Below are 18,051 nucleotides of genomic sequence, written 5' to 3'. Positions count from 1 at the left end.
GTACGGGACCGGATGCGGTCGATCAGCCGTTCTGCGGCGGCAGGGCGGCGATGAAGGGGTGGTCGCGCTCGATCTCGCCGAGCTTGGAGGCACCACCGGGCGAACCGAGCTCGTCGAAGAACTCGACGTTCGCCTTGTAGTAGTCCTTCCACTCCTCCGGGGTGTCGTCCTCGTAGAAGATCGCCTCAACCGGGCAGACCGGCTCACAGGCCCCGCAGTCGACGCATTCGTCCGGGTGGATGTACAAGGACCGCTTGCCCTCGTAGATGCAGTCGACGGGGCACTCCTCGATGCACGCCTTGTCCTTGACGTCGACACAAGGCTGCGCGATGACGTAGGTCACGCTGTCGTTCCTCCTCGATAGGGCTGGTCTGCGCGGGAGCGCGGCGTCGTCGATGCCCGCACCTAGTATCTCCGTTCTTGAGGGCGATCCGAACAGGAGGGGCAGAGAAGCTGTGGAATTCACCGACGGAGGGCTCCTTGAGGTCCGAATCACCGGCGCTGACGTGGGAAAACGTGTCTCCGTTCGGTACGTGACGGACTCGGTCGAGGCGGGTGCGAAGTTCACCGACGCGGTCGGTGTTCTCACATCGTGGGACTCCGGTGTGCTACTGATCACACGAAAGAGCGGTGAGAGCGTCCGGATCGCGGAAACCGCGCTGGTCGCCGGCAAGGTCGTGCCGCCCGCACCCGCCCGCCGCAGGGGTCCTTCGGCCACCTTCGCCGAGCTGGCCCGGGCGACCGCGCGCGCCTGGCAGCCGGTCGAGAGCGAGGCGCTCGGCGAGTGGACCCTGCGGGCCGCCGACGGGTTCACCCGCCGCGCCAACTCCGCGCTGCCGCTCGGCGATCCGGGGCTCCCGGTGGCGGAGGCGCTGACCCGCGTACGGGAGTGGTACGCGGCCCGGGGGCTCCCCGCGTTCGTCCAGACCGCCACCGGCGCCGAGGGCACCCAGGAGCTGCTGGGCGCGGCGCTCGACCGGCACGGCTGGCGGCGCGAGGTCTCCGCCGAGGTCCGGATCGCAGCGCTCGCCCCGATCGGCGACCTGGACGCCGACGTGTCCGTGGTACGCCTCTCCCGCACGGTCGACGAGCCGTGGCTGCGCCGCTACCAGCGCTTCGAGGTGGCGAGCCCGGCGGTCCGCTCGGTTCTCGCCTCCGGCCCGAGTGTGTGGTTCGCCTCCGTGGGGGGCACGGGAGAGGTACCGGCGGCGATCGGGCGCTGTGTCGTCGACGGCCGCTGGGCGGGCTTCATGGCCGTCGAAGTCGATCCCGCCCGCCGGCGGCAGGGTCTGGCGACGACCGTCATGACGGCGCTCGCCCGGCAGGCGCTCGACGAGGGCGCGTCGGCGGCCTGGCTCCAGGTGGAGGCGGAGAACGACGGCGCCCGGGCGTTGTACGACGGGATGGGCTTCGCGGCCCACCACCACTACCACCACTACCGATGGGCGGAGGCGTGACGGAGGCGTGACCGAGGACGGAGCCGGAGCGGGCGGGCCGGAGGACGAAGGGCCCGCGGCGGAGGACGAGGTACCGGCGGCGGCGGAGGGGCCCGTGGAGGACGTGCCCGACTGGCGGCGGGAGTTCGCGGAGGAGGCCCGGGGCGAGCGGCCCGACCTCGCCCGGCTCTGTCTGCTCGTCGGCGCGGTCGCCGACCCCACCGTCACCCGGCACACCATCGACGAGGCCGAGATCGAGCTCGACCGCCTCGCCGGGCTCGTCCCGTACGCGACCCGCACCACCGGCGACTGGACCACCGAGCTCGCCGCGCTGCTCGGCCACCGCGAGGGCTTCGTGGGTGTGCCCGCCGACTACCAGCGTCTGGAGTCCTCGCTCCTGCACGAGGTGCTGCGCCGCCGCCGGGGCCTGCCGATCCTGCTCTCCGTCGTCTGGATGGAGGTCGCCCGCCGGGCCGGCGCCCCCGTGTACGGGCTCGGGCTCCCCGGCCACTTCGTCGTCGGCTTCGGCGACCCGGCCGACCTGAACCTCGCCGACCCCTTCGCGGGCGGGCGGGCCATGACCGGCGCGGACGCCGAGCTCCTCGTGACGAGCGCGACGGGCGAGGCCCTGGACCGCTCCATGCTGCGGCCCGCCGAGCCCGGCGCGATCGTGCTCCGCGTCCTCAACAACATCCGCGCCTGGGCGGCCCCCCGCCCCGAGCGCTCCGACGTGGGCCTGTGGGCCGTGGAGCTCGCGCTGCTGCTCCCGTCCCACCCCGCCCGCCTCCGCTACGAGCGCGCGGAACTGCTCGTCCAGCGCGGCGAGTTCCTTTCGGGGGCGGCGGAGATGGAGGCGTACGCACGGGTGATGGACGCGGTGGACCCGGAGTCGGCGACGACCATCCGCCGCCGGGCCATGGCGGCGAGGGCCCGCCTGAACTGACCACGTCCGCGGCCAGGACCTATCCGACCCTGATCCGCCGGACAGGCCCTGGGTGCGAGGGGGCGGGCCTCGCCGTTCACGCCCGGGGTCGGTGCGCCCTGTACAGCACGCAGCGGCGGAGCGGGCCCTCGGGCACGCTCGGGTCGTCGAAGTCGTCCGCCGGGTCGCGGGTCATGCCGATCCTGCGCATCACCGCCTGCGAACGAAGGTTGTCGACGGTCGTCGACGCCAGCACTTCCGTCAGCCCGAGCGTCTCGAAGGCGAAGGCCAGGCCGGCCACGGCGGCCTCGGTGGCGTACCCGTGCCCCCACGCCGAACGCGTCAGCCGCCAGCCGATGTCCACCCCCGGGTGCGGCATGTCCTCGCCGATCACGTCCAGGCCCACGCGGCCGATGAACTCGCCGGTCTCCCGCACCTCGAGCGCCCACCACCCGAAACCCCGCTCGTCGTACGCGGCCCGCATCCACGCCACGGCGGCGTCACTCCGCTCCCGCGTCAGCAACTCCCCCAGGTACTTGCGGACCTCGGGATCGGCGTTCATCGCCGCCCACGGTTCGAGGTCGGACTCCCGCCAGCGCCGGAGCAGCAGACGGTCCGTTCGCAGTTCTGACATGCCGTCCAGTCAACCCGAGCGGCATCAGGGTGTCGATCGATTACCGGGGCCCCGCGTCACGCGCCCTCATCCCCCGGCCCGGCGGCAGAATGCGCCCATGGACCTGACCGCCGACATCCTCGTCGCCCTGATCGCCCTGCTGCACTTCTACATCCTGGTGATGGAGATGTTCCTGTGGCAGAAGGAGACCGGCCGCAACTTCTCCGGCTTCGACGCCGAGATGGCCCGCCTCACGGCCCCCATGGCCGCCAACCAGGGCCTCTACAACGGCTTCCTCGCCGCCGGGCTCGTCTGGGGCCTCGTCGCCGACGACCCGACCGGCTTCCGCGCCAAGATCTTCTTCCTCGGCTGCGTCGTCATCGCCGGTATCTACGGCGCCGCCACCGCCAACCGCCGCATCCTCTTCGCCCAGGCCCTGCCCGGCGCGCTCGCCCTCTCGGCCGTCCTCGTCGCGGGCTGACCACGGGCCTGGCTCAGGCCGTGCACGAACCGCGCCCGGGCGACTCCCCTGCGTGCCGGTCGCGTCGCCACGCGCGCACCCCCGCCCGACGGTCGTCGGACGGGGGTGCGGGGACGTGGGGCGCCGCGTACGGCTCGGGGGTCAGCCCTTGCCGGTCAGGTCGATGACCTTGGTGCGTTCGGCCTTCGTCTTGCCCATCAGGGCGTCGCGCATCACGAAGGCCACGTCGTCGGCCGAGACCTCGTGCTTGGTGCCGTCGCCCTTGGTGATCATGATGCCGTCGAAGGCGCCGTCGAGGAGTCGCTCGATCGCCTTCTTGTCGTAGACCTCGACCAGTCGGCCGTCGACGGCCTTCATGGAGAGGATCTGCGGCAGCGACCGCGCCGGGCCGAAGTCGATGTACTTCGGTCCCGCGTAGATCCTGATCACGTCGGACATGGCGGGCTTGGCGAACTCCTTCATCGCCCGGTCCAGCTCGGTCTTCGTGACCGACGGGCGGAGCGTGGTGACCGGGAGCTCGACGAGCTTGTTCTGGCCCGTCTCGACCTGGGCGCGGAAGGCGTCCCTGACCGAGATCATCGAGCGGCGGACGTCGAGACCGCTGCCGGGCTTGCCCTCGATCGCGGTCACCTTGTTCGGCGCGAACCGGATCGTGGCCTCGGTCGCCGAGGCGGAGGTGCCGGCCAGGTCGGTCAGGGCGACGGCCAGCTTCTCCTCGTCGACCGGGAAGACCGGCTTGGCGATCCGCTCGCCGCCGAAGAGGGAGCCGATGACCGAGACGGGGTTGTAGTCGCTGCCGGCCGCCGCGCGGACGGTCTCCTGGCTGTCGAGGGCCAGGCCCGCCTTCTCCGGCGGCAGCTGGACCTTCTTGTCGCCGACGCCGAGCTGGAGCGGCGTGTGGGCGCGCTTGCCGAGGGCCGCCTCCAGCTTGTTGACGGCCTCCTCCTTCGTACCACCGCCGATGTCCACGCCGAGGACCGTCGTCCCCTTGGGGACGTCGGAGTGGTTGAGGAGCAGTCCGGCGCCGTAGGCGACGCCCGCGAGGCCGACGACGCCGATGGCGGCGAGGACCAGCTTGGAGCGGCCCTTCTTCGCCTGGGCGCGGCTCGGCGCGGGGGCCGGTGCGGGGCGCGGGGCGGCCGGCGCGGGGGCCGGGCGCGGGGCGGTCTCCCCGTTGCGCGGGGTGGGGTTCGGGCGGGCCGCGCCCGGCGGGACCACCGGGATGCCGCTCGTGAGGGTGTCCCCGGAGACGTGGCCGCCGGGGCCGTCGGCCGCCGGGCCGCCCTGGCCGGACGCGTGCGGACGCATCGGTCCCTGGCCCTGACCGGGCTTCTGTCCCAGGCCGGGCGTCGGGGCGTGCTGCTGCGGGGTGAGGATCGCCGTGTCGTCGGACATCCGCGGGGCCGCGCCCGCCCCTCCGGGGAACGGCGAGGCGCCCGCCGGACCGCCGAGCGAGGCGGTGCCGGCGGCCGGGCCGGTGGTCGGACCGGTGGGCGGCGTGGCGGCAGGACCCGGGCCCTGGCCCTGGCCCTGGCCCTGGTACATCGGCGTGCCCGCCGCGGGCGTCCCGTCGTACGCGGGCGTGCCGTCGTACATCGGCGTGCCGGCGGCCGGCGTCCCGTCGTACATCGGCGTGCCGGCGGCCGGCGTCCCGTCGTACATCGGCGTGCCCCCCGCCGGTGTCCCGCCGTACATCGGCATCCCGCCCGAAGGCGTTCCGTCGTACCCCGGCGTGCCGCTCTCGTACAGCGGGTTGCCGGGGGCGGCGCCCTGGGCCGAGGTCACCGGGCGGCTCGACGGGGTCGTGCCGACCGTCGGGACGCCGGAGGTCGCGGAGCCCGCGAAGCCCGTGCCGGGGCCGTCCGGCGTGGTGGTGAGCGGCGCGGGCGCCGTCGGGGCGGGGGCCGGGGCCGGGGTCGGAGCGGGGGCCGGCGCCGCCTTGCGCGGGGCGAACCAGTCGCTCGTCTCCTTGGTCTTGGGCGTCTCCTCGGCCCTGCCGGGCTCCGGAGCGGCCGCCACCGGCTCGGGCGTCGGCTCCACGGCCGGCGCGGGCGCCGACGTCGGCTCCGGCTCCGGCTCCGGCTCCGGCGCGGGCGCCTCCGCGACCGTCTTGCGGACCACGACCGGCGGGATCGGACGCGAACCCGGAATGTTGATCCGGATCCGGGTCGTCAGCGTCGTCTCGGTCTTCGGCTCCTCCGGCGGTGCGGGCGCGGCGGCGGGGGTCTCCTCCGGCGCGTCCTGCGAGGGGTGGAGCGACGGATACTGGCGGGATCCGTACGGCGGTGTACCCGAGGGGTACGCGGCTCCACCGCGCCCCTGGGCGCCGGAGGACGAACTGTCAGTCTCTCGACCAGTTTCACGACTCAAAGCAGGATCTCCCGGTTGGCTCCACCGCCCGCTCTTGCTGAGGCTCGTGTAACCCGGGCGGTTCGGCGGCGCGCACCACCATACTGGGCAGCGCCGCCGCATACCCGACCGATGGGCGGCGGACGACGTGCATTCCGGCCGAAGTCAGGACGTCCCCGGTCTCAAGTCGTCCTGTTCACGGGGTCGGTCGCGGGAGCCGGGACAGCGTGGCGCACATCACAGCGATGCCCATGCCGCCGAAGAGAAACAGCAGCTCCCCGGCGCCTCCGCCGAACACCCCGTCGCCCTCGGGGCGTCCGAAGCTGAGCAGGATGACGGCGAGGAGCCAGCCACAGCCGGCGGCGACGACGCCGACCTGGGTGCCGGTGGCGCGCAGCCCTCCGTAGAAGAGGCTCGCGGTGGCGAGGAGCGCGACGAGCAAGCCGCCGGGGAACCAGGCGGCTTGGACGAGGGCTCCGGCGGTCCCGACGAGGGCTCCGAGGACGAGCAGGACGCCGTACCAGGCGTACCGGCCGGCGCGGGAGCCCAGGGGGGCCGGTGCGGCGGTCGGGGCGGTCGGGGCGGTCGGGCGGGGCGAGGCTCCCGACGAGGCCCGCGGGGCGGCGCTCATGCCGTCACCCCGGCGAAGAGGTCGGTCTCGCGGACGCCGGCGGGGGCGCCCGAGGGGCCCTGGGCCAACTCGTAGTACTCGGTGGTGAAGATCGGCTGGCCCAGGTCGTTGGAGAGGGCGAAGAAGGGTCCGTCGACCGCGACTTGGGTGGCGTGCGCGGCCATGGCGGCGCTCTTGCGGGCCGCGTGCTCCGGGCCGGGGTCGATCTCGGTGGTGATCCGGTCCTCGTCGACGACTCCGGGGACGTCGGCGAGTTCGGCGACGGCGGGGAAGGCGGAGCCCTCGGCGTGCAGCCGGGCGAAGCCGGCTTCGGCGACCGGGCGCGGGACGCGGTTCCAGTAGATCTTGGTGATCGTGTGGCCGGGGCCGAGGTCGGGGCGGTAGGCCGGGTCGGCGGCGAGTTCGGCGGCGCGGGTGGCGACCCGGTGGGCCTGGATGTGGTCGGGGTGGCCGTAGCCGCCGTCGGGGTCGTAGGTGATCAGGACCTGCGGGCGGGTCTCGCGGATCACCTCGACGAGGTGGGGGGCGGCGGTGTCGACGTCCGTGTTCCAGAACGCGTTGTCGCGCTTGTTCTGCTCGGCGCCCATCATCCCGGAGTCGCGGAAGCGTCCCGGGCCGCCGAGGAAGCGGTGGTCGGTGACGCCCAGCACGGTCATCGCGGCGGCGAGTTCGCCGACGCGGTGGGGGCCCAGTCGGTCCTCCCGGTCGGGGGCCAGGTGGGCCAGCTCGGGCGGGATGACCTCGCCCTCCTCGCCGAGCGTGCAGGTGACCAGGGTGACAAGGGCGCCCTCGGCCGCGTACCTGGCCATCGTGGCGCCGTTGTTGATCGACTCGTCGTCCGGGTGCGCGTGCACGAGGAGCAGACGACGGGCGGGGAGATCGGTCATGGCCCCAGCCTACGAGACCTCCGCGCGCGACCCGCCGAGCCCTGCGCGGTCAGAACTTGAGGCCGCCGATCATGCCCGCCACGTTGGTGGTCAGGGTGCTGATGGACGGGGCGATGGACGAGCTCGCCAGGTAGAAGCCCAGGAGCGCGCAGATCGCCGCATGTCCCGCCTTCAGCCCGGATTTCCGGATCAGCAGGAAGACGACGATCGCCAGCAGCACCACCACCGAAATCGAGAGTGCCACGGCGGTTCACCTCCACACTTCTTCGGTCGGATATTCGAAATGGTTCGGGCAGCGAGCATGTGCCAGTCGGATACATACCCACCTAGCGCTACGGATCATAACTATCCGTGCGATCGCATCGATCGGCGGACGGAGGCACGAGGGGGGCGCACGGCACTAGTTTCAGCCGCATGATCTCGTCTCGACAGTCGTCGGCCACACCCCAGGCCGCACTCTCCTTCCCCCGCCAGCACGCCCGGACACAGCGGTTCACCCTGGGTGTTCCGCGTGGTTTCTCGGTCTCCCCCGACGGGGAGCGCGTCGTCTTCGTCAGATCCGGTTCGGGGACGGACCGTTCGCACCGGCTCTGGGTTCTCGACCTGCCGCCGGGCGGTGTGCCCGCGGAGCGGCCGGCCGCCGATCCCCAGACGCTGCTCGCGGGCGCGGCGGAGGAGCTGTCGCCGCAGGAGCGGGCGCGCCGGGAGCGGAGCCGGGAGGGCTCCGGCGGGATCGTGGCGTACGCGGTGGACGCGGCCGTCGAGCTGGCGGTCTTCGCCCTGTCGGGGCGGCTGTTCGCGGCGGAGCTGCGGGCGGGGACGGCTCGGGAGCTCGCGGTGCCGGGGCCGGTGATCGACCCCCGGCCGTCGCCGGACGGGCGGCTGGTGGCGTACGTGGCGGAGGGCGCGCTGCGGGTGGTCGGAGCGGACGGTTCCGGCGATCGGGAGCTCGCCGCGCCGGAGGACGGGCACGTCTCCTACGGATTGGCCGAATTCATCGCCTCGGAGGACATCGGAAGGGACCGTGGGTACTGGTGGTCCCCCGACTCGGACCGGCTGCTCGTCGCCCGTGCGGACGACCGGGCCGTGCGGCGGTGGTGGATCGCCGATCCGGCCCACCCGGAGCAGGAGCCGCAGACGGTCGCGTACCCGGCGGCGGGGACGGCCAACGCGGAGGTGCGGCTCTTCGTCGTGGGCCTCGACGGGGACCGTACGGAAGTGGTGTGGGACCGGGAGCGGTATCCGTACGTGTCGCGGGTGCACTGGTCGGCGGCCGGGGCGCCGCTGCTGCTCGTGCAGGCGCGGGACCAGCGGTCCCAGCTGAACCTGGCGGTGGACCCGGAGTCCGGGAGGACCACGACCGTGCGGGCGGAGGAGGACCCGGCGTGGCTGGAACTGCTGCCGGGGGTGCCGGCGTGGGCGCCGGACGGGCGGCTCGTCCGCGTCACCGACGAGAGCGGGGCGCGGGCCCTCGCCGTCGGGGAGCGGCTCCTCACGGACGGGTCACTGCACGTCCGGTCGGTTCTCGGCGTCGGTGAGGACGACGTCCTCGTCACGGCCTCGGCCGGGGAGGACGCGGCGGAGCCGGAGACCGGCGAGATCCATGTGTACCGGGTGACCGACCGGGGCGCGGAGCGGATCTCCGAGGGCGTCGGGGTGCACGGGGCGGTGCGCTCGGGGGCGGTGACCGTCCTGGTCTCCGCGCGGCCGGACGCGCCGGGGAGCGTGGCGCGGGTGCTGCGGGACGGCGAGGAGGTCGCGGTGGTGGCCTCGTACGCGCAGGAGCCGGTGATCTCCGCCCGGGTGCGGCTCACGGAGGCGGGTGCCCGGCGGATCCCGTGCGCGGTGCTGCTTCCCTCGGGGTACGCGGAGGAGGACGGGCCGCTGCCGGTCCTGATGGATCCGTACGGCGGCCCGCACGGGCAGCGGGTGTTCGCCGCGCACAACCCGTACCTGACGTCCCAGTGGTTCGCCGACCAGGGCTTCGCGGTGATCGTGGCGGACGGCCGGGGGATGCCGGGCCGCTCCCCCGCCTGGGAGAAGTCGATCCTGCGCGACCTGACGCCGACGCTCGACGACCAGGTGGACGCGGTGCGGGCGCTGGCCGGGCGCTTCCCGCTGGACCTGGGGCGGGTGGCGATCCGCGGCTGGTCGTACGGCGGCTACCTCGCCGCCCGGGCGGTGCTGCAGCGGCCGGACGTCTTCCACGCGGCCGTCGCCGGGGCGCCGGTGGCGGACTGGCGGCTGTACGACACGCACTACACGGAGCGGTACCTCGGCACCCCGCAGGACGACCCGGAGGCGTACGCGGCGCAGTCGCTGCTCACCGACGACGGTCTGACGGCGCCGGAGGAGCCGGCGCGGCCGCTGATGGTGGTGCACGGTCTCGCCGACGACAACGTGGTGGTCGCGCACGCGCTGCGGCTCTCCTCGGCGCTGCTCGCTGCGGGCCGGCCGCACGAGGTGCTGCCGCTGACCGGGGTCACGCACATGACGCCGCAGGAGCAGGTGGCGGAGAACCTGCTGCTGCTCCAGGTCGACTTCCTGAAGAGGTCCCTCGGCTTGGCGCGGTGAGTCACCAGCCGGGCGGCGGCGGGTAGGGCGGGGCCGGGGGCGGCCCGTACGAGCCGTACGGGCCGTAGGGAGCGGGTGCGGCGACGGGGGCGCCGCGCCCGGCGAGGAGGGCGAGCACCGCGATGCCGCCGAACAGCCCGAAGGCCGCGGTGAGGACGTACAGCTGCTCGAAGGTGGGGGCGTCGGTGAGGTGCGGGAGCAGTCCGACCCGTACGACCCGGGCGAACGCGGCGAAGCCGCAGGCCGTCAGGAACGCCCCGGCGAGCAGGCCGAAGGCCCGGGTGTGACGGGCCCGCGCGAAGGCGGAGACGGCGGCGGCGCCGTACAGCCCGACGAGGACCAGCGACAGCCAGGCCGGCGGGGGTGCGAGGACCGGCGTGAAGGCGGACCGGCCGCCGACGAACCGGTCGACGGTGAGCTGCAGGCGCAGTTCGCCGGCCCAGTGCGCCTCCCACAGGACGACGGTGAGCGCGGCGACCGCGAGGAGGATTCCGGCGGCGACGGCACGTCCGGCGCGGGGGCGGGTGGGGAGCTGTTCGTGGGGGCGGTCGGCCCGGCGGCGGCCGGCGGCCGCGGTGATGACGAGTCCGGCGGCGAGGGCGACGTCGAGGAGGGCGGTGACGAGCGCGCCGGTCCCGAGCGCCCAGAGGCCGGGCAGGCGTAAGGCGAGGGTGACGACTCCGGTGGCGACGAGCGCGGAGGCCGCGTGGCGGGAGCGCAGGGCGGCGACGGCGGTGGCCACGGAGACGGCGAGGAGCAGGGGGTCGACGAGGGACGTGACGGCCGGCCCCCTCGCCGGGAGGTAGTGGTCCCCGCTCCAGGACCAGGCGAGGCCGGCGGGTGAGCCGAGCGCGGCGAGGTCCTTGAGGATCCACACGGCGGCGAGGAGGGCGAGCGCGGCGCAGAGCGCGGCGCCCGTGAGACGTGCCGGTCGTGTCACAGTCACGGACCCGATACTCACGGTCGCGGGCGACCGAAACAAGCGGTTCCGCCGACGTGCATCCGGCCGGGGCGACATGGCGCGCCCCGGCCGGTTCACGGCACCCGCACGGCCGTACGCTGACGATCCTGGCGTGTCCGTATATCGGAGTGGATTCCGTCAAGTTGCCTGCGCGTTAAGGAGTTTCACTGCCCTCTCCGCCGTTCTCCGGCGGGGCCGCGCGCTTCTCCTCCGCCCCGTTCCCCGGGGGAACCACACGCTTCTCCTCCGCCCCGTTCTCCGGGGGAACCACGCGGATGTCCTCCGCGCCGCTCTCCGGGGGAACCACACGGATGTCCTCCGCGCCGCTCTCCGGGGGGACCACCTGCTTCTCCTCCGCGAAGTGGCAGGCCGAGTCGTGCTTCGCCGGGCTGTCCGTGAGACGGAAGACCGCCGGGACGGCCAGCAGGGGGACCTCCAGGGTGCAGCGCTCCTGCGCCTTCCAGCAGCGGGTGCGGAAGCGGCAGCCGGAGGGGATGTTGGCCGGGGAGGGGACGTCGCCGTGGAGGATGATGCGCTCGCGGTGGGCGCGCGCGTCCGGGTCGGGGACGGGGACGGCGGAGAGCAGCGCCTGCGTGTACGGGTGGGTGGGGTGGTCGTAGATCTGGGCGTCGCTGCCGATCTCGACGATCCGGCCGAGGTACATGACGCCGACCCGGTCGGAGATGTGCCGCACGATCGAGAGGTCGTGGGCGATGAACACGTACGAGAGGGAGAACTCGGACTGGAGACGGTCCAGGAGGTTGACGACCTGCGCCTGGACGGAGACGTCGAGGGCCGAGACCGGTTCGTCGGCCACGATGATCTCGGGCTGGAGGGCCAGGCCCCGGGCGATGCCGATGCGCTGGCGCTGACCGCCGGAGAACTGGTGCGGATAGCGGTTGATGTACTCGGGGTTGAGGCCGACGACGTCCAGGAGGTCCTGGACCTTCTGGCGTCGGGAGCCCTTGGGGGCGACCTCGGGGTGGATCTCGTACGGCTCGCCGATGATGTCGCCGACCGTCATACGCGGGTTGAGCGAGGTGTACGGGTCCTGGAACACCATCTGGATGTTGCGGCGGACGGCCTTGAGGGCGCGGGGGGACAGCTTGGTGATGTCCTCGCCCTTGTAGCGGATCTCCCCGGAGGTCGGCCGCTCCAGGTTGACCAGCATCTTCGCGACGGTCGACTTGCCGCAGCCGGACTCGCCGACGATGCCGAGGGTCTCGCCGGCGGAGAGGTCGAAGTCGACGCCGTCGACGGCCCTGACGGCGCCGATCTGCTTCTTGAAGAGGATGCCCTGGGTCAGCGGGTAGTGCTTGTGCAGGTCCCGGACTTCGAGAATCGCCTCAGCCATGGAGGCACTCCTTCCAGAAGTGGCAGGCGCTGGAGCGGGGCACCGGGGACTCGGTCACGTCGTACAGCGGGGGTACGTCGGTCCGGCAGACGTCCTGGGCCATGGGGCAGCGGGGGTTGAAGGCGCAGCCGGGCGGGATGTTGAGGAGGTTGGGCGGCAGGCCCTTGATCGCGTACAGCTCCTGGCCCTTCTGGTCCAGGCGCGGGATCGATTCGAGGAGGCCCTTGGTGTAGGGGTGGGCGGGGGCCTTGTAGATCTCGTGGACGGGGGCCCGTTCGACGATCCGGCCCGCGTACATGACGGCGATCTTGTCGGCGACGTCGGCGACGACGCCGAGGTCGTGGGTGATGAGGATGAGGCCCATGTGGAGTTCGCGCTGCAGCTCGGCGAGGAGGTCCATGACCTGGGCCTGGACGGTGACGTCGAGGGCGGTGGTCGGCTCGTCGGCGATGATCAGCTCGGGTTCGAGGGCGAGCGCCATCGCGATCATGATGCGCTGGCGCATACCGCCGGAGAACTGGTGCGGGTACTGGCCGACGCGTTCCTTGGCGGCGGGGATGCGGACCCGGTCCATCAGTTCGACGGCCTTGGCCTTGGAGTCCTTCCTCGACATCCCCTTGTGGACCTGGAACATCTCGCCGAGCTGGTCGCCGACGCTGACGACGGGGTTGAGCGAGGAGAGCGCGTCCTGGAAGACCATCGCCATCTTGGCGCCCCGGATCTTGCGCCGCTCCTCCTCCTTGAGCTTCAGGAGGTCCTGGCCCTGGAAGAGGATCTCGCCCTGGGTGATCTTTCCCGGGGGCATGTCGAGGATGCCCATGACCGCCTGGGCGGTGACGGACTTGCCGGAGCCGGACTCGCCGAGGACGGCGAGGGTCTCCCCGGCGTCGACGGAGTAGTCGACGCCGTTGACGGCCTTGGCGACCCCGTCGCGGGTGTGGAACTCCACGTGCAGGTCGCGCACTTCGAGCAGCATGGGCGCTACCTCAGCTTCGGGTCGAGGGCGTCGCGCACCGCGTCGCCGAGCATGATGAAGGCGAGCACGGTGACGGCGAGCGCGCCGGCCGGCCAGAGCAGCATGTGCGGGGCGTTGCGGATGTTCTGCGACGCCGCGGAGATGTCGATGCCCCAGCTGACGGTCGGCGGCCGCAGGCCGACGCCGAGGTACGACAGCGTGGCCTCCAGCGAGATGTACGTGCCGAGGGCGATGGTCGCCACCACGATGACGGGCGCGATGGCGTTGGGCGTCACGTGGCGCAGCATCATCCGGGTGTTGGAGGCGCCGAGGGCGCGTGCCGCCTGGACGTAGTCGTGTTGTTTGGCCGTGATGACGGAGCCGCGCGCGATGCGGGAGATCTGTGGCCAGCCGAGCAGGACCATGAAGCCGATGACCGGCCAGACGGTGTTGCTGGTGATGACCGACAGCAGCACCAGGCCGCCCAGGATCACGGGGATGGCGAAGAAGATGTCCGTGGCCCGGGACAGGAACGCGTCCCACGCGCCGCCGAAGAACCCGGCGAGACCGCCGAGCAGGCCGCCGAGGAGCGCCACACCGAGGGTGGAGCACACGCCGACGGTGATGGAGGTCCGGGCGCCGTAGACGGTACGGGTGTACACGTCGCAGCCCTGGGAGTCGTAGCCGAACGGGTGGCCCGGCTGGGATCCCTCCTGGGCCTTGGAGAGATCGCAGTCGAGGGGGTCTCCGGAGGCGATCAGGGACGGCCAGATGGAGATGACCACCAGGAAGGCGATGATCAGCGCGGAGATGATGAAGACCGGGTTGCGCCGCAGGTCTCGCCAGGCGTCCGACCACAGGCTGCGGGGCTTCTCCTTGGGGCCGACGCCCTGCCCCAGGGGGCCGTCGGGCTCGTGGCCCACCTCGATCGCCTCGCTCGAGGCGAGGTCCATGGTGGCGCCGGCGCCTGTCCCCGCGATGGCGCCCTGGTTCTCGAACGGGTCGGGCTCAGGCATAGCGGATCCTGGGGTCGAGGACGGAGTACAGGAGGTCGACGATCAGGTTCGCCACCAGGAAGACGATCACGAGGATCGTGGCGAAGCCGACGACCGTCTGCGTGCTCTGCCGGAGGATTCCCTGGTAGAGCTGGTACCCCACCCCGTGGATGTTGAAGATCCGCTCGGTGACGATCGCCCCGCCCATGAGCGCGCCGATGTCGGTGCCGATGAAGGTCACCACCGGGATCAGCGAGTTGCGGAGCAGGTGTCGCGTGACGACACGGTGGCGCGGCAGCCCCTTGGCCACGGCCGTGCGGACGTAGTCGGCGCGGGCGTTCTCGGCGACCGAGGTGCGGGTCAGCCTCGTCACGTAGGCCAGGGAGACGGAGGCGAGGACGATCCCGGGGAGGATCAGCTCGTTGAAGGGGGCGTCCGCGGAGACGGTCGGGCTGACCCAGCCCCATTTGACGCCGAACAGGTACTGGAGCACGTAGCCCGTCACGAACGTCGGGATGGAGATCACGACGAGCGTCGTCACGAGCACGCCGGTGTCCACCGCGCGGCCCCGGCGAAGTCCGCTGACCACACCGAGCGTGATGCCCACGATGATCTCGAAGAGGATCGCCACGATCGTCAGGCGGAGGGTGACCGGGTAGGCCTCGGCGAGGAGCTCCGTGACCTCCTGGCCGTTGAAGGCGGTGCCGAAGTCACCGGTGAACACGTGCCCCATGTACGTCAGGTACTGCTGCCACACCGGCTTGTCGAGCCCGTACTCCTCGCGCAGCTGGGCGGCGGTCGCGGGGTCGCACGCCCGGTCGCCGCAGAGGCCGGCGATCGGGTCGCCCATCACGTTGACCATGAGGAACAGCAGCAGGGTCGCCCCGAAGAACACGGGGATCATCTGTAGCAGCCGTCGAATCACATACCGGCCCACATCTCCTCCGTCCTTAAAGTCATCTCGTCCTAATAGAACGCACTTGGACTAACCACGCACCTTTAGAGGCCAATAGAGGTGAATGCGCATCAGATCCCGCTATGTTCGGCGTGTTCGCCGTGTCGATCACACGAAAGGCTCCTGGGATGACGGTTCCGAAGCGCCGGAGAACGGCACTGGGTCTGGCCGCGCTGGCGGTCCTGCCCCTTCTGGCGGCGGCGGCGCCCGCCGAGGACGGTGACCCGTGGCGCTGCACCCACGGCAGCAGCCCCAGTTCGCGCGGCCAGGGAAGCCGCGACGCGTACGTCACCCACACGGACCCCGACAACGGCGACCGCGTGGGCATGAACTTCACCGCGGCCGACCAGCGCATCACGCAGTGGAACCGCAGCGACGACACCGCCGACTACTTCGGCCGCTTCTACGCGGGGAACCGGATCGTGACGACCTGGCGCTGGAACCTGGAGGGCCGGCAACCCGACTACACCCACCGCTTCGACCAGCCGCGCGGGCAGAAGGTCCAGCTCGAAGTGACCCTCTGGCAGCCCTCGAAGGGCGGCTGCGTGGACAACGGGGGCGTCACCTGAGAGGGCCTCGACGGGCCTGCCGGCTGGCGGCGGCGCTGCTGCTGGCCGGCGCCGCGGGGGGATGCGCCGCCGGCCCCGGGCCTCAGGGCCGCGAGACCGGCCGGGCGGCCTCCGCGTGCGATCCGGTCTTCGACTGGACCACGGACAGGCGCTGGGACCTCGCGGTGCTGGACGGCCCGGCCTCCGTCGTACCGGGCGGTGTCCTGCGCACCGGGGCCGCTCCGTACCGTCCTCGTACCGCCGCCGTCACCGTCCCGGCCCTCCACGGCGCACCCACCGCCGCGGAGGTGATGGACTCCCTGAGCCGGGCCGTGCGCGCGCCCCTCGCGGGACCGGGCCGCGAGACCTCCGAGGTGGCCCGGGACACGGACATCCGGTTCGAGTCCGCCGCACGGCCCGTGTACTACGCCGGGCTGCGCTTCGTGACCGCCTCGTTCCGCTACCGCTGCGCCGGGGACCGGACGGTCCGGGGCGAGGGCGGTGTCCTGACCTGGGAGACGGACTCCCTCACGGTCGGTCTCGTCGACTGCGCCGGGCCCCGGGACCACGACCCGGACAGCGAGCCGGCCCGGCGGGCGGCGTCGCTGCGCTGCCCTCCGGGCCGACCGGCCCCCACGAACGGCGTCAGTTGACCTTGATCTGGTCGTAGACCGGGACGCTGAAGGGGTTCAGCGACACGTTGGACACCTTGTCCGAGTAGCCGGCGCTGCCGTTCTGGTACCAGAGCGGGATGGCGCCCATGTCGTCGCGGAGGACTTCCTCGGCCTGCTGGAAGAGCCCGACGGCCTTCGCGGTGTCGGCCTCGGCGTTGGCCTGGTCGACCAGCTTGTCGAACTGCGGGTCGGTGTACTTGCCGTCGTTGGACGAGGCGTTGGTGTAGTACAGCGGCTGCAGGAAGTTCTGGATGAGCGGGTAGTCCATCTGCCAGCCGGCCCGGAAGGGGCCCTCGAGCTTCTGGGTGGTGACCTGGTTGCGGTAGTCGGCGAAGGTGCCGACCGGGTTGCCGACACAGGCGTTGTTGTTGCCGAGGGCGCGGTTGATGGAGTTGCACACGGCGTCCACCCACTCCTTGTGGGAGCCGGTGTCGGCGTTGTACGAGATCTTCATGGTGCCGCCGGGGATGCCGCCGCCCTCGGCGACCAGCTTCTTCGCCTCGGTGGGGTTGTACGTGCAGGCGTCGCCGCAGATGTCCTTGTAGCCGCCCTCCTCGCCGAGGACCGGGGAGGTCCAGTCCTTGGCCGGGGTGCGGGTCTTCTGGAAGATCGTCTCGGTGATCTGGTCCCGGTCGATCGCCATGGAGATGCCCGTACGGAGCTTCTCCTGGCCCGGCTTGTTCCATTCGGGGTCGTAGAACGGGAACGACAGGGTCTGGATGATGCCGGCGGGGACGTTGATGTACCGGTCGCCGAGGTCGGCGGAGACGTTCTTCAGCTGGGCGGCGGGGATGTCGTCGACGAGGTCGAGGTTTCCGGCCGTCAGGTCGGTGTAGGCGGTGTTGTTGTCGGTGTAGACCTTCAGGGTCACGCCGCCGTTCTGTGCCTTGTCGGTGCCCGGGTAGGCGTCCCACCGCTTGAGGGCCATCTCGGAGCCCTTGGCGTAGGAGTCGACGGTGTACGGGCCGTTGCCGACGGGCTTCGAGAGCCAGGCGGCGTGGTCGTCGTAGAAGGCCTGGGGAAGCGGCGAGAAGGCCGCGTAGCCCAGGGTGATGGGCCAGGTGGAGAACTTCTGGGTGAGCTTGACCGTGAAGGTCTGGCCGCCGGTGACCTTGAGGCCGGACATGGTCTCGGCGGTGGGCTCGCCCTTCTCGGGGTGGACCTGGTCGTATCCCTCGATCTGACCGAAGAAGTACGCGTTCTTCTGGTTGTTCTTCAGATGGGCGCCGTAGTTCCAGGCGTCGACGAAGGACTTGGCGGTGACCTTCTCGCCGTTGGAGAAGGTCCAGCCGTCCTTGACCGTGATGGTGAAGTTGGTCGAGTCGGTGGTCTCGATCTTCTCGGCGAGCATGTCCTTGGCCTCGCCGGTCTTGGGGTCGTACTCCTTGAGCCCCCGGAAGATCATGGAGAGGACCTTGCCGCCCTGCACCTCGTTGGTGTTGGCGGGCTCCAGTGGGTTCTGCGGGTCTCCCCACGAGGAGGTCACGATGCCGTCGGCCCCTCCGCCTCCGCCGCCACTGTCGTCGCCGCCGCCACAGGCAGTCGCCGCGAGGGCTACTGCGGTGGCCAGAGCGGCCCACTTGGCGTGCGTGGCTCCGCGCATGGAGTGCCTCCCATATGTCCCTAAGTGTGACTTAGAGCCCAATATGACCCGGAAACAGGAGGCATGCATGTTGTCGGCACCCGAAGGGGGGACGAGGGTACGGGAACGGCCGG

Annotated in this window: 18 protein-coding genes; 6 read left to right on the top strand and 12 right to left on the bottom strand. The window is 72.0% G+C overall.

The genetic code is table 11. From position 1 onward, the window contains the following. Window positions 1–22: 22 nt before the first annotated feature. On the bottom strand, window positions 23–343 hold the full coding sequence (gene fdxA / locus OG580_RS23695; RefSeq protein WP_015035968.1) for a ferredoxin: 321 nt from the start codon (window positions 341–343) through the stop codon (window positions 23–25). Window positions 344–455: 112 nt separating this feature from the next. On the opposite strand from fdxA, the gene OG580_RS23690 reads away from it, so the two are divergent. Further along, window positions 456–1,457, top strand: a complete 1,002-nt coding sequence (locus tag OG580_RS23690) for a GNAT family N-acetyltransferase (RefSeq protein ID WP_267045683.1) — start codon at window positions 456–458, stop codon at window positions 1,455–1,457. Window positions 1,458–1,551: 94 nt separating this feature from the next. Further along, complete coding sequence (locus tag OG580_RS23685) at window positions 1,552–2,379, top strand: transglutaminase-like domain-containing protein (RefSeq protein ID WP_267048096.1); 828 nt, start codon at window positions 1,552–1,554, stop codon at window positions 2,377–2,379. 76 nt (window positions 2,380–2,455) lie between these two features. Here OG580_RS23685 and OG580_RS23680 read toward each other — a convergent pair whose 3' ends face one another. After that, the gene (locus tag OG580_RS23680; RefSeq protein ID WP_267045682.1) at window positions 2,456–2,992 is read right to left on the bottom strand and encodes a GNAT family N-acetyltransferase; all 537 of its coding nucleotides are present in this window, start codon (window positions 2,990–2,992) and stop codon (window positions 2,456–2,458) included. Window positions 2,993–3,089: 97 nt separating this feature from the next. Here OG580_RS23680 and OG580_RS23675 point away from each other — a divergent pair, with 97 nt between their 5' ends. Then, a complete protein-coding gene (locus OG580_RS23675; protein WP_267045681.1) occupies window positions 3,090–3,452 on the top strand; it encodes a DUF1304 domain-containing protein in 363 nt (120 codons plus the stop codon). A 141-nt stretch (window positions 3,453–3,593) separates the two neighbouring features. Here the strand turns inward: OG580_RS23675 and OG580_RS23670 are convergent, their stop codons facing one another. From OG580_RS23670 to OG580_RS23655, 4 genes are all read right to left on the bottom strand, one after another. Further along, entirely contained in the window at window positions 3,594–5,924 is a 2,331-nt protein-coding gene (locus OG580_RS23670) for a hypothetical protein (protein WP_267045680.1), read from the bottom strand. Between the two features lie 73 nt (window positions 5,925–5,997). Next, on the bottom strand, window positions 5,998–6,432 hold the full coding sequence (locus tag OG580_RS23665; RefSeq protein WP_267045679.1) for a DUF6113 family protein: 435 nt from the start codon (window positions 6,430–6,432) through the stop codon (window positions 5,998–6,000). Then, window positions 6,429–7,319 carry an N-acetyl-1-D-myo-inositol-2-amino-2-deoxy-alpha-D-glucopyranoside deacetylase gene (gene mshB, locus OG580_RS23660; protein ID WP_267045678.1) on the bottom strand — a complete coding sequence of 297 codons (891 nt, stop codon included), beginning with the start codon at window positions 7,317–7,319 and terminating at the stop codon, window positions 6,429–6,431. Before mshB ends, OG580_RS23665 begins: the two co-directional genes overlap by 4 nt. Before the next feature lie 49 nt (window positions 7,320–7,368). Next, window positions 7,369–7,563, bottom strand: coding sequence for a hypothetical protein (locus tag OG580_RS23655; RefSeq protein ID WP_053640878.1), 195 nt, complete (start codon window positions 7,561–7,563; stop codon window positions 7,369–7,371). A 170-nt stretch (window positions 7,564–7,733) separates the two neighbouring features. On the opposite strand from OG580_RS23655, the gene OG580_RS23650 reads away from it, so the two are divergent. Further along, the gene (locus OG580_RS23650; protein WP_267045677.1) at window positions 7,734–9,893 is read left to right on the top strand and encodes an alpha/beta fold hydrolase; all 2,160 of its coding nucleotides are present in this window, start codon (window positions 7,734–7,736) and stop codon (window positions 9,891–9,893) included. 1 nt (window position 9,894) lies between these two features. Here OG580_RS23650 and OG580_RS23645 read toward each other — a convergent pair whose 3' ends face one another. From OG580_RS23645 to OG580_RS23625, 5 genes are all read right to left on the bottom strand, one after another. Next, window positions 9,895–10,839: a hypothetical protein gene (locus OG580_RS23645; protein WP_267045676.1), complete on the bottom strand. Its 945-nt coding sequence runs from the start codon at window positions 10,837–10,839 to the stop codon at window positions 9,895–9,897. A gap of 169 nt (window positions 10,840–11,008) precedes the next feature. Continuing rightward, window positions 11,009–12,208 (bottom strand): ABC transporter ATP-binding protein, encoded by a 1,200-nt coding sequence (locus tag OG580_RS23640; RefSeq protein WP_267045675.1) that lies wholly within the window; start codon window positions 12,206–12,208, stop codon window positions 11,009–11,011. Beyond that, the gene (locus OG580_RS23635) at window positions 12,201–13,184 is read right to left on the bottom strand and encodes an ABC transporter ATP-binding protein (protein ID WP_267045674.1); all 984 of its coding nucleotides are present in this window, start codon (window positions 13,182–13,184) and stop codon (window positions 12,201–12,203) included. The genes OG580_RS23640 and OG580_RS23635 overlap by 8 nt, the downstream gene beginning before the upstream one ends. Before the next feature lie 5 nt (window positions 13,185–13,189). Continuing rightward, window positions 13,190–14,179, bottom strand: coding sequence for an ABC transporter permease (locus OG580_RS23630; protein WP_267045673.1), 990 nt, complete (start codon window positions 14,177–14,179; stop codon window positions 13,190–13,192). Continuing rightward, window positions 14,172–15,095, bottom strand: a complete 924-nt coding sequence (locus tag OG580_RS23625; RefSeq protein WP_267045672.1) for an ABC transporter permease — start codon at window positions 15,093–15,095, stop codon at window positions 14,172–14,174. The genes OG580_RS23630 and OG580_RS23625 overlap by 8 nt, the downstream gene beginning before the upstream one ends. Window positions 15,096–15,241: 146 nt before the next feature. Between OG580_RS23625 and OG580_RS23620 the strand changes: the two genes are divergently transcribed. Continuing rightward, entirely contained in the window at window positions 15,242–15,682 is a 441-nt protein-coding gene (locus OG580_RS23620) for a hypothetical protein (protein ID WP_267045671.1), read from the top strand. Between the two features lie 164 nt (window positions 15,683–15,846). Continuing rightward, window positions 15,847–16,314: a hypothetical protein gene (locus OG580_RS23615; protein WP_267045670.1), complete on the top strand. Its 468-nt coding sequence runs from the start codon at window positions 15,847–15,849 to the stop codon at window positions 16,312–16,314. On the opposite strand, the gene OG580_RS23610 is transcribed toward OG580_RS23615, so the two are convergent. Continuing rightward, window positions 16,307–17,938: an ABC transporter substrate-binding protein gene (locus OG580_RS23610; RefSeq protein ID WP_267045669.1), complete on the bottom strand. Its 1,632-nt coding sequence runs from the start codon at window positions 17,936–17,938 to the stop codon at window positions 16,307–16,309. The genes OG580_RS23615 and OG580_RS23610 overlap by 8 nt on opposite strands. Window positions 17,939–18,051: the final 113 nt, after the last annotated feature.

Origin of the sequence: Streptomyces sp. NBC_00094 (assembly GCF_026343125.1) — a bacterium.
Lineage (GTDB): Bacteria > Actinomycetota > Actinomycetes > Streptomycetales > Streptomycetaceae > Streptomyces.
This window is presented reverse-complemented; position numbering and strand designations above follow the sequence as displayed.